General features: G+C 58.4%; 11 protein-coding genes and 2 pseudogenes. 6 read left to right on the top strand and 7 right to left on the bottom strand.

Features of this window, described 5'->3' with window-relative positions:
- Positions 1 to 18 precede the first annotated feature (18 nt).
- From truA to pdxB, 3 genes are all read right to left on the bottom strand, one after another.
- Positions 19 to 822, bottom strand: a complete 804-nt coding sequence (gene truA / locus F7Q90_RS00205) for a tRNA pseudouridine(38-40) synthase TruA (RefSeq protein ID WP_006120062.1) — start codon at positions 820 to 822, stop codon at positions 19 to 21.
- Positions 822 to 1832, bottom strand: coding sequence for an aspartate-semialdehyde dehydrogenase (locus tag F7Q90_RS00200; RefSeq protein WP_006120064.1), 1011 nt, complete (start codon positions 1830 to 1832; stop codon positions 822 to 824). Before F7Q90_RS00200 ends, truA begins: the two co-directional genes overlap by 1 nt.
- 107 nt (positions 1833 to 1939) lie before the next feature.
- Complete coding sequence (pdxB, locus tag F7Q90_RS00195; protein WP_006120065.1) at positions 1940 to 3073, bottom strand: 4-phosphoerythronate dehydrogenase PdxB; 1134 nt, start codon at positions 3071 to 3073, stop codon at positions 1940 to 1942.
- A gap of 148 nt (positions 3074 to 3221) precedes the next feature.
- Here pdxB and F7Q90_RS00190 point away from each other — a divergent pair, with 148 nt between their 5' ends.
- Entirely contained in the window at positions 3222 to 4121 is a 900-nt protein-coding gene (locus F7Q90_RS00190) for a DMT family transporter (protein ID WP_006120066.1), read from the top strand.
- On the opposite strand, the pseudogene F7Q90_RS00185 reads toward F7Q90_RS00190, so the two are convergent.
- A pseudogene (locus F7Q90_RS00185) lies at positions 4102 to 5470 on the bottom strand (sensor histidine kinase). The gene F7Q90_RS00190 and the pseudogene F7Q90_RS00185 sit on opposite strands and share 20 nt — an antisense overlap.
- Positions 5461 to 6132 (bottom strand): transcriptional regulator TctD, encoded by a 672-nt coding sequence (tctD, locus tag F7Q90_RS00180; RefSeq protein WP_006120067.1) that lies wholly within the window; start codon positions 6130 to 6132, stop codon positions 5461 to 5463. The pseudogene F7Q90_RS00185 and the gene tctD overlap by 10 nt, the downstream one beginning before the upstream one ends.
- Before the next feature lie 167 nt (positions 6133 to 6299).
- Here tctD and F7Q90_RS00175 point away from each other — a divergent pair.
- The 4 genes and pseudogenes from F7Q90_RS00175 to flk all read left to right on the top strand — a co-directional run bounded on the left by F7Q90_RS00175 (position 6300) and on the right by flk (position 10344).
- A pseudogene (locus tag F7Q90_RS00175) lies at positions 6300 to 7232 on the top strand (Bug family tripartite tricarboxylate transporter substrate binding protein).
- 12 nt (positions 7233 to 7244) lie between these two features.
- Positions 7245 to 7676, top strand: a complete 432-nt coding sequence (locus F7Q90_RS00170) for a tripartite tricarboxylate transporter TctB family protein (RefSeq protein ID WP_006120068.1) — start codon at positions 7245 to 7247, stop codon at positions 7674 to 7676.
- Positions 7677 to 7686: 10 nt separating this feature from the next.
- On the top strand, positions 7687 to 9189 hold the full coding sequence (locus F7Q90_RS00165) for a tripartite tricarboxylate transporter permease (protein ID WP_006120069.1): 1503 nt from the start codon (positions 7687 to 7689) through the stop codon (positions 9187 to 9189).
- A 114-nt stretch (positions 9190 to 9303) separates the two neighbouring features.
- Positions 9304 to 10344: a flagella biosynthesis regulator Flk gene (gene flk / locus F7Q90_RS00160; protein WP_006120070.1), complete on the top strand. Its 1041-nt coding sequence runs from the start codon at positions 9304 to 9306 to the stop codon at positions 10342 to 10344.
- A gap of 1 nt (position 10345) precedes the next feature.
- Here flk and F7Q90_RS00155 read toward each other — a convergent pair whose 3' ends face one another.
- A complete protein-coding gene (locus F7Q90_RS00155; protein WP_006120072.1) occupies positions 10346 to 10789 on the bottom strand; it encodes a rhodanese-like domain-containing protein in 444 nt (147 codons plus the stop codon).
- Between the two features lie 88 nt (positions 10790 to 10877).
- Between F7Q90_RS00155 and pdxR the strand changes: the two genes are divergently transcribed.
- On the top strand, positions 10878 to 12317 hold the full coding sequence (pdxR, locus tag F7Q90_RS00150) for a MocR-like pyridoxine biosynthesis transcription factor PdxR (RefSeq protein WP_006120073.1): 1440 nt from the start codon (positions 10878 to 10880) through the stop codon (positions 12315 to 12317).
- Between the two features lie 85 nt (positions 12318 to 12402).
- Here the strand turns inward: pdxR and fabB are convergent, their stop codons facing one another.
- Positions 12403 to 13623, bottom strand: coding sequence for a beta-ketoacyl-ACP synthase I (gene fabB / locus F7Q90_RS00145; RefSeq protein ID WP_006120074.1), 1221 nt, complete (start codon positions 13621 to 13623; stop codon positions 12403 to 12405).
- Positions 13624 to 13748: the final 125 nt, after the last annotated feature.

Genomic DNA, 13748 nt, shown 5'->3' with positions numbered 1-13748 from the left:
CCCTTTAGCTAAGGTTGATTAATCCGCGAGGAACAACGGCCCCATCGGCGGCTGAGGTAAAGCAAAGTGCGCGGGATAATCCACCGCCACCAGGTAAAGCCCTTCGGCTTTTGCCGTGGCCGCCGCCAGCGTGCGATCTTTGGCGGCCAGTAGTTCTGCCATCCAGGATTCTGGCTGATTACCACAGCCAATTTCCATCAGACTACCGACAATGTTGCGCACCATATGGTGCACAAAAGCGTTGGCTTTAATGTCCACAATGACATAGGGCCCGTGACGACTGACGTTCAGGTGCATCACGTTGCGCCATGGTGTACGCGACTGGCACTGTACGGCGCGAAACGAGGTAAAATCGTTCTCGCCCAGCAGGCTCTGCCCGGCGCGCTGCATCTTTTCCACATCCAGAGGATAGTAAAAGTGCGTCACGCCCTTGCCCAGGATAGCCGGGCGTAAGCGCTGGTTGTAAATCAGGTAACGGTAACGCCGGGCTGTGGCGCTGAACCGTGCATGAAACTCGTCCGGCACGGCTTTCACCCAACGTACAGCAATATCGTCCGGCAGATTGGCATTGACACCCAATGTCCAAGCGGCATCCGCTCGCTGCGCCACGGTCTCAAAATGCACCACCTGTCCGGTGCCGTGCACGCCAGCATCGGTACGCCCGGCGCAAAATACGCTCACCGGATGGTCTGCGACCTTCGACAGCGCCCGCTCCAGCTTTTCCTGCACGCTGCGCACTTCCTGCTGCCGTTGCCAGCCGTAGTATCGGCTGCCGTCGTACTCAATGCCCAGTGCCAGCTTTCTTGTCTGACCTTCCGACATCAGTACATATACTCCTGCACCAGCTTCTCTGCGGTTTTCACCGCCATCAGCGCGCCACCGAAACGAACGTTGTCCGCCACGGACCAGAACTGCAACAGCTCCGGAATACCGTAGTCATTACGTACACTGCCGATACTCAGCGCATCGCTACCTGAGGCATCCGTTACCGGCGTGGGAACGTCCTCTTCGTCGCTCAGGCGAATATCGGCGGCCAGGGCCAGCTCTGCTCTGGCTTCGTCTGCCGACAGCGGGCGCAGATTTTCAATGTGGACGATCTGGGCATTGCCATAAAACACCGGTGCCTGAACGCTGCTGACCGCCACGGGCAAACCGTCGTCCTGCAACACTTTACGCACCTGATCAACCAGGCGACGCTCACTCTCCACGCTGCCCTCTGCATCGGCCTGTTGTGGCAGCAGGTTAAAAGCCAGCTGACGACCAAAATGGTGGTCATCCGCCGGTACGCCGTTCAGCAGGCGGGCGCTCTCCCCGGCCAGCGCATCCACAGCCACTTTGCCGTGGGTGGAGACGGAGATCAGATTGGTGACCTGCAAACGGCCTAAACCGGCGGCATCGACCAGCGGTTTGATAGCCGTCAGCAGCTGGCTCACCAGATTATCGGCCACGCTGATGATATTGCGATTACGGTAATCGGCCAGCACCTGCGGATTCACATCCGGCACCACCAGCGGCACGTCCGGCGACAGGGCAAACAGCTCACTGCTGTCGATAACCAGGCAACCCGCACCCGCCGCCTCTTCCGCATAACGGGCCGAGGCGTCACGACCGGCAACAAAGAAGGCCAGCTGCGCCTGTGACCAGTCAAACTCCGCGGCGTTTTCAACCCGCAAAGAGCGGCCTTCAAAACGTTTACTTTCACCGGCGCTGTTATCGCTTGCCAGCAAATACAATTCACCAACCGGGAACTGGCGTTGAGCCAGCAGTTCCAGTACAGCGTTCCCTACTGCGCCTGTTGCGCCAAGAAGCGCAATATTCCAGCCGTCAGACATGTTGGTTTACCTCAGACAATGACATAAAAACAGAAGGCGGTGATGTCACCGCCCAGGGATTCAGATTTATCCCTGCACCTGTGCCCGCGTTTTACGCAGGCTGACAATCAGGTGGAGGATAATACGGCGTTAAAGCCCAACTGAGTGAGCATTTCTGCGGTCGCGGCCTCATCGCAGTTCACCTGCAATGATGACCACTCGCTACGCTCTTCATACTGCTTGCGCAGGCGGTCAAATTCACCCGGTTTTGCCGCCACTTTTCGCAGGGGCGCATCATCGCGGCGCACATCATACACCAGATGCACAAGACGTTTCAGCGTTGGCTGATCGAGCGGCCCATTCAGGCTGATCTGGCTGAACTCTGGCGTAGGCAACAGGCTGCTCAGGGGCACCTGCTGCGGCTGACCAATAAAGTCGCACCAGGCTTCGAACACCTGGGTGGTGCCGCGCGCCTTGCCCTCAAGGGTGTAACCGGCAATGTGCGCCGTGGCGATATCAACCCGATCCAGCAACGCGAGGGAGAGATCCGGCTCCGGTTCCCAGACGTCCAGCACCACGCTCAGATCGTGACGCAGGTTCAGCACCTCAAGCAGTGCGGCATTGTCGACCACCGGGCCACGGCAGGCGTTAATCAAAATCGTCTTCGGTTTCAGGGCTATCAGCAGCGCGGCATCGGCCAGATGCCAGCTTTTATAGGGGCCGGATTTAAACAGCGGCGTGTGAAAGGTCAGAATATCGGCCTGTTGCACCAGCGCATCAAGCGAGAGAAACTCGCCGTCGTCACCCCGATCGGCGCGCGGGGGATCGCATAACAGGGTTTTTACGCCCCAGGCTTCCAGCCGCTTCTGCAGGCGTCCGCCCACATTTCCCACGCCCACGATGCCAACAGTACGATCGCGCAACTGGAAACCGTCCCGCTCTGCCAGCAGCAGCAAGGCAGAAAATACGTATTCAACCACCGCAATCGCGTTACAGCCGGGGGCCGCAGAGAAGGCGATGCCCGCCTGCTGCAGCCACGCTTCGTCAATATGATCCGTGCCCGCCGTGGCAGTGCCGACAAACTTAACGGGTTTGTCCTGCAACAACGCGGCGTTGACATGGGTGACGGAACGCACCATCAGACCATCGGCATCCGCCAGCTCGGCTTCAGGAAGCGGTCGGCCAGGTACGGCGACTACATCGCCCGTACGACTAAAGAGTTCACGGGCATACGGCATATTTTCATCGACGAGAATTTTCACCACGGCTTTCCTGTCTGTGTATTGAAGGGCGCTATTCTGGCACAAAAGCCTGACATTCGCCTAACCACGCAGTGCAGTGGCGGGTAAGGCTGGCAGAAAGGGGCATCACAGGCGTACACTGCCGCGGGTCTGAGACGGGAGCCTTGTTATGGTTTTTTTATTTCCGCTGTTTGCGGTGTTGATTTGGTCGGTTAACGCTATCGTGAATAAATTATCGGCAGGTGCGATTGAGCCTGCCGCAATTTCGTTCTATCGCTGGCTGCTGGCGTTGCTGGTGCTGACGCCTTTTGTCCTGCCGGGCGTGCTGCGGCAATGGCAGACGATCCGGCCGCATCTGGGACGACTGATGATTCTGGGCCTGCTGGGCATGGCGCTGTATCAGAGTCTGGCCTATTACGCCGCCCATAGCGTGAGCGCCCTGTTTATGGGCATTATCGCCGCGCTCATCCCGCTACTCACCGTGCTGCTCAGTGTCCTTATTCTGCGGATTGCCCCGACCGTGGGGATTCTGGCCGGCAGTCTGATCTCCTTCTGTGGCTTAATCTGGCTGGTCAGTGAAGGCAAGCCTGACCAGCTGCTGCATCGCGGCATCGGTACGGGCGAAGCCCTGATGCTGGCGGCCTCAGCCTGCTATGCGCTTTACGGCGTGATGACAAAACGCTGGTCGATTCCCCTGCCCGTCTGGCAGAGTCTGTATGGGCAAATTGCCGCTGGCGTGATGCTGTTGCTGCCCGGTTTTCTGATGACACCGGATGTCTCGCTCACGCCACGGAATCTTCCCCTGGTGGCCTTTGCCGGCCTGTTCGCCTCCATTCTGGCCCCGTGGCTGTGGATTCATGGCGTACAAAAGTTGGGGGCCAGCATCACCAGTATTTTTATGAATCTGACACCGCTCTTTACCGCCCTGATTGCGGTGCTGTTTTTGCATGAACATCTGCACAGTTATCACTGGATTGGCGGCGGTCTGACGCTGGCGGGCGTTCTGCTGGCACAGCGTCTGCGCAGGCCGTTAACGCGACGGGAATCGCTTAAGGCCGATCCGCATTAAACCGGATAGTGACACGCAGCCCACCGAGTGACGGGCTGCTATCCAGCGTGACGGTTGCGCCATGCCAGGCGCAAATATCGTGCACCAGCGCCAGCCCGATACCTGCTCCCGTCTGCATCGCGGCGTTATCCAGCCGGATAAATGGCCGTAACGCGCTTTGCTGCTCTTCCGGGCGAATGCCCGGACCTGAATCCTCAATGTATAATCTGCCGCTCTCCAGGCGCGCCGTCACCGTACCCTGCACCGGCGTATAGGTAATAGCGTTATCCAGCAGGTTGGCGCACAGCTCGCCCAGCAGCAGCGCATCGCCTTTGACGTCGCCGTGCGCATCACCTTCGTAACCCAGGTCAATCTGTTTCGCACGCGCAGCCGCATAGCGGCTCAGGCACGCCTCGCGCACCACCGTCGCCAGATCCACTTTCACCATGGGTTTATCTTCGCCGTGTCGGGCTTTGATACGCGCCAGTTGCAGCAGTAGGTCGGTAAGCAGGATGGTGTCATCCAGCGTGTAGCGCATGCTCTGCAGGCTTTCCCGCCACTGTTCGGGCTGATGGCTGTCCAGCGCCGTGCCGATCTGGGTTTTCAGAATGGTGAGCGGCGTCGGCGCTGAACCGATCCTGACGCGCCAGCAATCCCCGCAGCCGTTCCAGATAGCGGTTAAATGCCACGATAAGCGGCTGTAGCTCCGACCACGGCAGGGACGGCAGCGGCGTCAGTTCAGCACCATCGCGACGCAGCACAATGCGGGACAGACGGCGTAAAGGCCGCAACACCCGGCGTAGCATCAGGCTTGCCAGCAACACGGCAATTAACACCAGCGCGCTCTGGCTGAGCAAAGCCGTGCGCATCAGCCCTTTCGCGAAAGCCTCACGGGAATGGATGGTTTCCGCGACCAGCACCAGCGCCATACCTTCCGCGCCCGTCTCGCTGACGGGCTGCCACAAGGCCGCCACCCGGATGCGCTGCTTTTGATAATAGCCGTCATAGAAATGGACCAGCGCGGGATAGGTCTCTGACATCGCGCTGGTGACGGGGATCGGGGGAAGCCCGTCATAGCCGGACAGCGTTTTCCCCTGCGGCGAAATCACCTGATAAAACAGGCGATCATTCATGTTGCGCTCAAAGCTGTCGAGCACCACCCAGGGCACGTCGACCTCCAGGTGTTGGTTACGCACCACCAGCCGTTCAGCGACTGTGCGCGCAGAGGCCAGCAGAGAGCGATCGTAGGCCTGATTCGCCGCCGCCAGTCCGCTCTGATAGTGCGTGTAAACAGAAAGCACCCACAGCAGGGAAAGCGGCAGCCCCAGCCAGGCCAGTAACTCGCCCCGTAGCGAGGTGATCAGTCGCATGCCAGGGTTTCCAGGCTGTAGCCCAGTCCGCGCAGCGTCACAATGCCCACGTTACTGCCCGCCAGCTTTTTGCGTACCCGGTGTACATACAGCTCGATGCTTTCCGGGCTGGCGTCATCCGCCAGGGTGAAGGTTTGTTCATACAAATGCTGCCGCGAGACCGGGCGGCCCCGACGCTGCATCAGCGTGGTCAGTACGCTGGATTCACGCGGTGTCAGCGCCAGCGGTTTCTCTGCCAGCAAAAAGTAGCCTTCACCGTTCAGCACCAACTGGCCCAGGGTCTGGTGCCGGGCCGAGTGTCCCTGCGCACGACGCAGCAACGCACGCAGGCGCGCATCCAGCTCATCCAGTTCGAAGGGTTTGGTCAGATAGTCATCCGCGCCGGTATTCAGGCCGCGCACGCGGTCGTCCAGCGTTGTGCGTGCGGTCAGCAGCAACACCGGGACATTTTGTCCACGCCGACGTAACCGGGTTAACACCTCAATGCCGTCCAGACGCGGCAGGGAAACATCCAGTACGACCAGCGCATAATCTTCACTTTGCAGGCTGTGATCCGCCGAAACGCCGTCCGCGACCCAGTCCACAGCAAACCCTTTTTGCGTTAACGCCTTCTGTAACCATCGCGCCAGCTCGGCCGTGTCTTCCATCAGTAAGAGACGCATATCACATCCTTTCACTAAACCTGATGGCTGAAAGGTAAATGAAAGGTTACCGATTTAACAATTCAATAACGCCGAATTGTCGGTAGTAATCACACTCTGAAAGAAAGATGGAGCGCACGATGAAAAAAATAATCCACACCGCCCTCGCCTCTGCCCTGTTGGCTCTCATGTTGCCGTCGCCAGGTAATGCCGCTGCCCCCGACAGGACCGAATGCATTGCCCCCGCCAAACCGGGTGGCGGTTTCGACCTGACCTTTAAGCTGATTCAGGTTTCACTCATGGAAACCAAACAGATCGAAAAACCGATGCGCATTACCTACATGCCTGGCGGCGTGGGTGCTGTGGCCTATAACGCTATTGTGGCTCAGCGCCCGGCTGAAGCAGGCACTGTGGTCGCCTTTTCGGGCGGCTCACTGCTGAATCTGTCGCAGGGAAAATTTGGTCGTTACTCGGTCGATGATGTGAAGTGGTTAGCGGCCATCGGCACAGATTACGGCATGATCGCCGTGCGGGAAGACGCGCCGTGGAAAAATCTGGGCGAATTAATGGCGGCCATGAAGGCAGATCCGACCAAGGTGGTGGTCGGTGCGGGTGCCTCCATCGGCAGTCAGGACTGGATGAAAACCGCGCTGGTGGCGAAAGAAGCCGGTATCGATCCGCGTAAGATGCGCTATGTCGCCTTTGAAGGCGGGGGCGAAGTCGTCACCGCGTTGTTGGGCAATCATATTCAGGTGATGTCGGGCGATCTCAGCGAAATGGTGCCGCACCTGCAAGGCGATAAACTGCGCGTCCTGGCGGTGATGGCCGACAAGCGTCTGCCCGATCAGCTGGCCACGATTCCGACGGCGAAAGAGCAAGGGTTTAACGTGGAATGGCCCATTATTCGTGGCTTCTATCTGGGGCCGAAGGTCAGCGACGCGGATTACCAGTAGTGGCAGAACGCGTTCGAAAAAATGGTGCAAACGCCCGAATTCAGGCAACAGCGCGAACTGCGTGGCCTGTTTGAGTTCAATCTCTTTGGCGCAGAACTGGATAAATACGTGAAGAATCAGGTGGCCGCTTACCGTGAGCAGGCGAAATCCTTTGGTCTGGCTAAGTAACCGGAGCGCATCATGAGCGATCGTATTTTTGCCACGCTGTGGCTGGTGTTATGTCTGGCAGGGTTAGTCGTCGCCTGGCAAATCCAGAGTGAATACAGTTATGAACCCGTCGGCCCGCGGCCTTTTCCGCTGGTGCTGCTCACCCTGATGGCGCTGTGTGCCGTCATGCTGCTGCTGAGAAAGCCCGATGCTATCCAGTGGCCCGTACCGCAGACGATGAAACGTCTGGTGGCGCTGGCTGTCATGCTGTTCGTGTATGGCTGGCTGTTTGAACGTCTGGGGTTCCCATTATCCACCGCGCTCCTGACCTTCGGCATCGGCATGCTGTTTGGCGCGCGCTGGTGGGCCGCCGTCCTGTCCGGCGCGGTTATGGGGTGGGCGCTGTTTTACGCCTTTGACCATCTGCTGGATGTCACCCTGCCGGCTGGCAGCCTGATGAGCTAAGGAGAGAAAAATGGATATCTGGTCTTTTCTCATGCAGGGTTTTGCCGTTGCCATGACACCGCAAAACCTGCTGATTGCCTTAACTGGCTGCTTTATCGGAACGATTGTTGGCCTGCTGCCCGGTCTGGGTCCGATCAACGGCGTGGCCATTCTGATGCCGCTGGCCTTTGCGCTGCACCTGCCTGCGGAGTCTGCCCTGATTTTACTGGCAACGGTGTATCTGGGCTGCGAATACGGCGGACGCATCTCGTCGATACTGCTCAATGTGCCGGGCGACGCTGGCGCGATTATGACCGCGCTGGATGGCTACCCCATGGCACAGCAGGGAAAAGCGGGCGTAGCGCTGTCTGTCTCTGCCGTGAGTTCGTTTGTCGGCTCCACCATTGCGATTATCGGCATAATCCTGTTCGCCCCGCTGCTGGCGCGCTGGTCGCTGGCGTTTGGCCCGGCGGAGTATTTTGCGCTGATGGTGTTTGCCATTGCCTGCCTGGGCAGCATGATGAGCCAGAATCCGCTCAAGTCATTTCTGTCCGCCCTGATTGGCTTAAGCATGGCGACCGTTGGCGTGGATGCCAACACCGGCGTTTACCGCTTTACCTTTGACAGCGTTCACCTCTCCGACGGCATTCAGTTTGTCGTGGTGGTCATTGGCCTGTTCTCGGTGAGCGAAATTTTGCTGATGCTGGAATCCACCCATACGGGACAAAAGGTGGTACGCGCCAGTGGCCGCATGATGTTCAACATGAAAGAAGCCGCCCAGTCGACCGGGGCGACGCTGCGATCATCGTTTATTGGTTTCTTTGTCGGTGTCTTGCCCGGTGCCGGTGCCACCATCGCCAGCGCAATCGCCTACATGACAGAGAAAAAAATCAGCGGCAGCGACCAGTTTGGTAAGGGCGATATTCGTGGTGTTGCTGCGCCGGAAGCCGCCAACAACGCTTCGGCGTGCGGATCGTTTATTCCGATGCTGACGCTGTGCATTCCGGGCTCTGGCACCACCGCGGTGATGGTCGGCGCGTTGACGCTATATAACATCACGCCCGGTCCGGCGATGTTTACCGAACAGCCGGATATCGTCTGGGGGCTCATTGCGGCGCTGTTAATTGGCAACGTGATGCTGCTGATTATGAACATCCCGATGATCAACGTGTTCGCGCGTATGCTGACCATTCCGCTGTGGTTTCTGGTACCGGCCATTGCCGCCATTTCTGCGGTTGGCGTTTACGCCGTACACAGCACCACCTTTGACCTGCTGTTGATGGTCGGGCTTGGTGTTTTTGGCTATATCCTGCGAAAAATGGACTTTCCGATGTCACCGCTGATCTTAGGTTTCGTGTTGGGCGAAATGCTGGAGCAGAACCTGCGCCGTGCGCTGTCTATCAGCAATGGTGAAATGGCGATTTTGTGGGAGAGCCCGATTGCCAAAGTGCTGCTGATCCTGGCCGTGGCGGTATTGATTGTTCCGTTTGTATGGAAACGTCTGCGCCGTAAAGCCACGCCTGCGCATCAGTAAGTAAATCTTTGGTTGAAACACATCAGCCCCGTGGATTTCCAGGGGGCTTTTGTTATCATAGCGTATTCTGTTTCCGGCGCACCCCACGCTAGTCTGTTTTCCAAGGAATCCGCCATGCAACCTGTCAGCGGCCCCGGTGTGCCGGTCGGCGATCGTTCATCTGTTAATCCCCAAACTGACACTTCACGTCCGGGCAGCGTTGCCGGTGAACAACCGCTGTCGCCTGCCCAGCGTACGACGCTTGAGCGTTTGATTGTGCGCATCATGTCCCTCAGCACGTTAAAAGCGCCGGAGCTCTGGGCTGGGCTGCGCCATGAAGTGGGTGTGAAGAGTGAAGCGGAACTGCAGTCGCGCCACTTCCCGGCTGCCGAGCAGTTTCTCAACGCCCGCCTGGCGCAGGTGCAAAATGGCCATGCCACACGTCAGCTGATGACGCAACTGACCGAATTGCTGCCGAAAGGAAACAATCGTCAGGCTGTCAGTGATTTTATCCGTCAGCAGTTTGGTCAGACGGTGCTGAGTGCCCTGACGCAGGACCAGCTGCGTCAGGTGTTAACCATGCTGCAAAATGGTCAGATGGCAATCCCCCAGCCACAACAGAGTCGCACCAGCGATCGCTCTCTGCTGCCCGCCGAACACCAGGCGCTGAATCAGCAGATCGTCCGCCTGGCGGCCGCCACCGGCGAATCCAGCGGCAAAATCTGGACGGCGGCGCTGAAGCTGGTGAACCTGACCAGTGGCGATCCGATTCCTTCACGCCATTACCCGTTACTGACTCAGTATCTCCAGGTGCGTCAGACGCTGAGCCAGCACAGCGCGCCAACGCTGCAGCTGATTGAAAGCTCACTGAAACATCCTCTGGACAAGCGTGAACAGCAAATGCTGGAGGATTACAGCCAGCAACGGTTCCAGGCTACCCCGCAGACGGTGTTGACGCCGACCCAGACGCAGGATCTGCTTAACTTCCTGTTTTCACGGCGCGCAGAGCGAGCCCATGAGCAGGCGCTGGCCGACAGTGAGTTGAATCCGCACCCCATCTGGGCACCGATTTCCGCCTCGCTGCCGCCCGTGCTGAAACCGCTGGCTGAGCGCCCCTTACTGGCCGCGGTCGTCGGGCTGATCGTACTGGCCTTTCTGCTCTGGCTGGTGCTGTAAGTCAGCAACCACAGGATGCCGCAGCCGTTGTCTGCGGCCATTCGCCCGCCTCATCGCCCCATGCCATGGGGTGACCATCCCGCTTCCAGAAATCCAGCCCGCCAGTCAGCTCTTTCACCTGAAAGCCCAACAAGGCTAACTGATGCGCCGCTTTGGTTGAGCCATTGCAGCCAATCCCATCGCAGTAGGTGACGTACACTTTATTACGATCCAGGCGGGCCGTGCTGGCTTCGTTCATTTCCCGGTGTGGGAAAGAGATCGCGCCACAGATATGACCGCCGCGATATGCCTCTGCCTGGCGCGCATCCACAACCACAATCCCCTGAACCTGACGGGAAAGATCCTCAGCCAGATCCCAGGCATCGGTGTAATACGCCAGTTTAGCCTGCAGATACGCCACGCTTTGCGACGGTGAGGCGGGAGGGAAACGTAAAACGGATGACATCGGCATTTCTCCTGTTGTGTGATGACGGCAGTGTACGGCAAAGTGGATGCCTGACTAAGACCCATCTGAACCTGTTGATAAGACCATTATGTCGTCACCGCTTCTGCAACTGTTTCATCATCAGACTACGGGCGGTCTGCGTGACCGCCTGTGCGCCACGCTGCGTCAGTGGATAGAAACCGCGCACATTCAGGCCGGACAGAAACTGCCCTCTACACGTCAGCTGGCCACGGATTTAACGCTGTCACGCGTGACGGTGGAAGCGGCTTACGCCCAGCTCGAAAGCGAGGGTTATCTGCGGCGGGAAACAGGCCGGGGCAGTTTTGTTGCCATCACTCTCCCTGACAAAGCTCCCCGCATTCGCGCCAGCCGCATGGCCCGGTTGTCACGACGCGGCCAGCAGGTCCTGGCGACAGGCGGCTGCCAGGACGCGCCGTTTCCCTGTGCGTTTGCAGCGGGTTCTCCGGAGTTGCGGGCGTTTCCTCATGCGGTCTGGCGGCGGTTAACCGCACGTATCCAGCACAGCGAAGGCCAGAGCGTGATGGGCTATGGCGATCCGTCAGGCTATATGCCACTGCGCCACGCGCTGGCTGATTACCTTGCGTTGTCGCGCGGCATTCACTGCCAGCCTGAGCAGGTCGTGATTCTGACCAGCTCGCAGCAGGCCCTTCAGCTACTGGCGCTGATGCTGGTCGACCCTGGCGATAACGTGTGGATGGAGGAGCCGGGTTATGCGGGCGCACGCAACGCCTTTCTGGCTGCGGGTGCCCGCGTGAGAGGAATAAGTGTGGATGGCCAGGGCGCCGTCCCTCAGCCTGGCGCGGCAAAGCTGATGTACCTGACGCCCTCCCATCAGTATCCGACAGGTGTTGCCTTGAGTCTGCCACGTCGTCTCGCCTGGCTCGACTGGGCTCGCCGCAACGGTAGCTGGCTCATCGAAGACGATTATGACAGTGAGTTTCACTATGATGAGCGCCCCGCTCCCGCGCTGCACGCACTCGACAGGGATCAGCGGGTGATAACCTTAGGCACGTTTTCAAAATCCCTGTTCCCGTCCCTGCGCCTGGCATGGATGGTCGTGCCCGAGGCGCTGGTGGAACCCTCGGGTCGCGTACGCAGCATTCTGGATGGTCACAGCGCCCTGCTTCCCCAGGCGGTGACCGCCGCGTTTATGCAGCAGGGGCACTTCGCCAGTCATCTGCGCCTCATGCGTCAGCTTTACCAGTGCCGTCGCGATCGCTTACTGGAACAGATTGAACAGCGTCTGACGCCTTGGCTCACCCCCTTTCCCTGTCCGGGCGGACTGCAGCTGGCTGTTAACCTGTTACAGGGGGATGAAGGCGCTTTGACCGTACAGGCGGCAAACGCGGGCTTACTGTTACCCCGGCTCAGCCCGCTGTATAGCGAAAAAACAAACCGGCAAGGCTGGATATTAGGTTTTGCGGCGCTCACGCCGGATGAAATTGTGGCGGGATGTGACAGTCTGGTCAGACTGCTGTCACGCAGCGCATCCCGTCAACGTGACTAATGGACCGAAACAAAAAAGGCCGGCAATCGCCGACCTTTTGGATGTGTGTGCATCATGCTGCGCGCAACATGACGCTTCGCCACACTTATGCCTGGTATTTACGCAGGGTCAGGGTGGCGTTGGTGCCGCCGAAACCAAAGCTGTTAGACATCACGGTGGTAAGGGCTTTTTCCGTCGGCTCTGTCACGATGTTCATGCCTTCTGCCGCGGCGTCCAGCGAGCTGATGTTAATGCTTGGGGCGATAAAGCCGTGCTCCAGCATCAGCAGTGAGTAAATCGCTTCCTGCACACCCGCCGCTCCTAAGGAGTGGCCGGTCATGGCTTTGGTCGCAGAGATGTACGGTGTGTTTTCGCCAAACACTTCACGAATAGCACCCAGCTCTTTGACATCGCCCACTGGCGTAGAGGTACCATGGCTGTTCAGATAGTCGATTGGCGTGTCCACGCCCTGCATCGCCATCTTCATGCAGCGTACAGCGCCTTCACCTGACGGTGCGACCATATCAGCACCATCAGAGGTGGCACCGTAGCCCACGATTTCAGCATAGATGTGCGCGCCACGAGCCAGCGCATGCTCCAGCTCTTCCACCACGACCATACCGCCGCCGCCTGCGATAACGAAGCCGTCGCGCTCGTTGTCATAGGTACGTGACGCTTTTTCTGGCGTGTCGTTGTAACGGGTCGACAGGGCGCCCATCGCATCGAACTCACAGGCCATTTCCCAGCACAGCTCTTCGCCGCCGCCGGCAAAAACGATATCCTGCTTGCCCAGTTGAATCTGCTCAACCGCGTTACCAATACAGTGTGCAGAGGTCGCACAGGCTGAACTGATAGAGTAGTTTACGCCGTGGATTTTAAACGGTGTGGCCAGGCTGGCAGAAACACCGGATGCCATCGCCTTGGTCACCACATAAGGGCCAACGGCTTTCAGGCCGCGTGGGCTGCGCATCGCATCCGCGCCAAAAACCTGAAAACGTGGAGAACCGCCGCCGGAACCTGCAATCAAACCTACGCGAGGGTTGTTCTGGTAGGCTTCGTTGCTCAGGCCAGAATCTTTGATAGCTTCTTCCATTGACAGGTAAGCATAGATGGACGCATCACTCATGAACCGCACAATTTTGCGATCAATGAGGCCGGTGGTATCGAGTTTAACGTTACCCCAGACGTGACTACGCATGCCGGAATATTTCATCTCCTGGGAAAAAGTGATGCCTGAGCGGCCTTCACGCAGAGATGCCAGCACCTCTTGCTGGTTATTACCAATACTGGAAACGATCCCTAAGCCAGTAATCACAGCACGTTTCATTCAATCTTCCTCAACACTTCTGTTATTTGACGAGCACTCTAGCTTACACTTGTACGCCGAACAAGTCCGATCAGCCAATTCCTTTGTAAATTTGCGTCATCTTCCCCCGACCGATAAACTCCTGC

This window comes from Pantoea stewartii subsp. stewartii (assembly GCF_008801695.1).
Taxonomy (GTDB): Bacteria; Pseudomonadota; Gammaproteobacteria; order Enterobacterales; family Enterobacteriaceae; genus Pantoea; species Pantoea stewartii.
The sequence above is the reverse complement of the archived record's forward strand: the minus strand, read 5'-3'. Positions and strand labels throughout refer to the sequence as shown.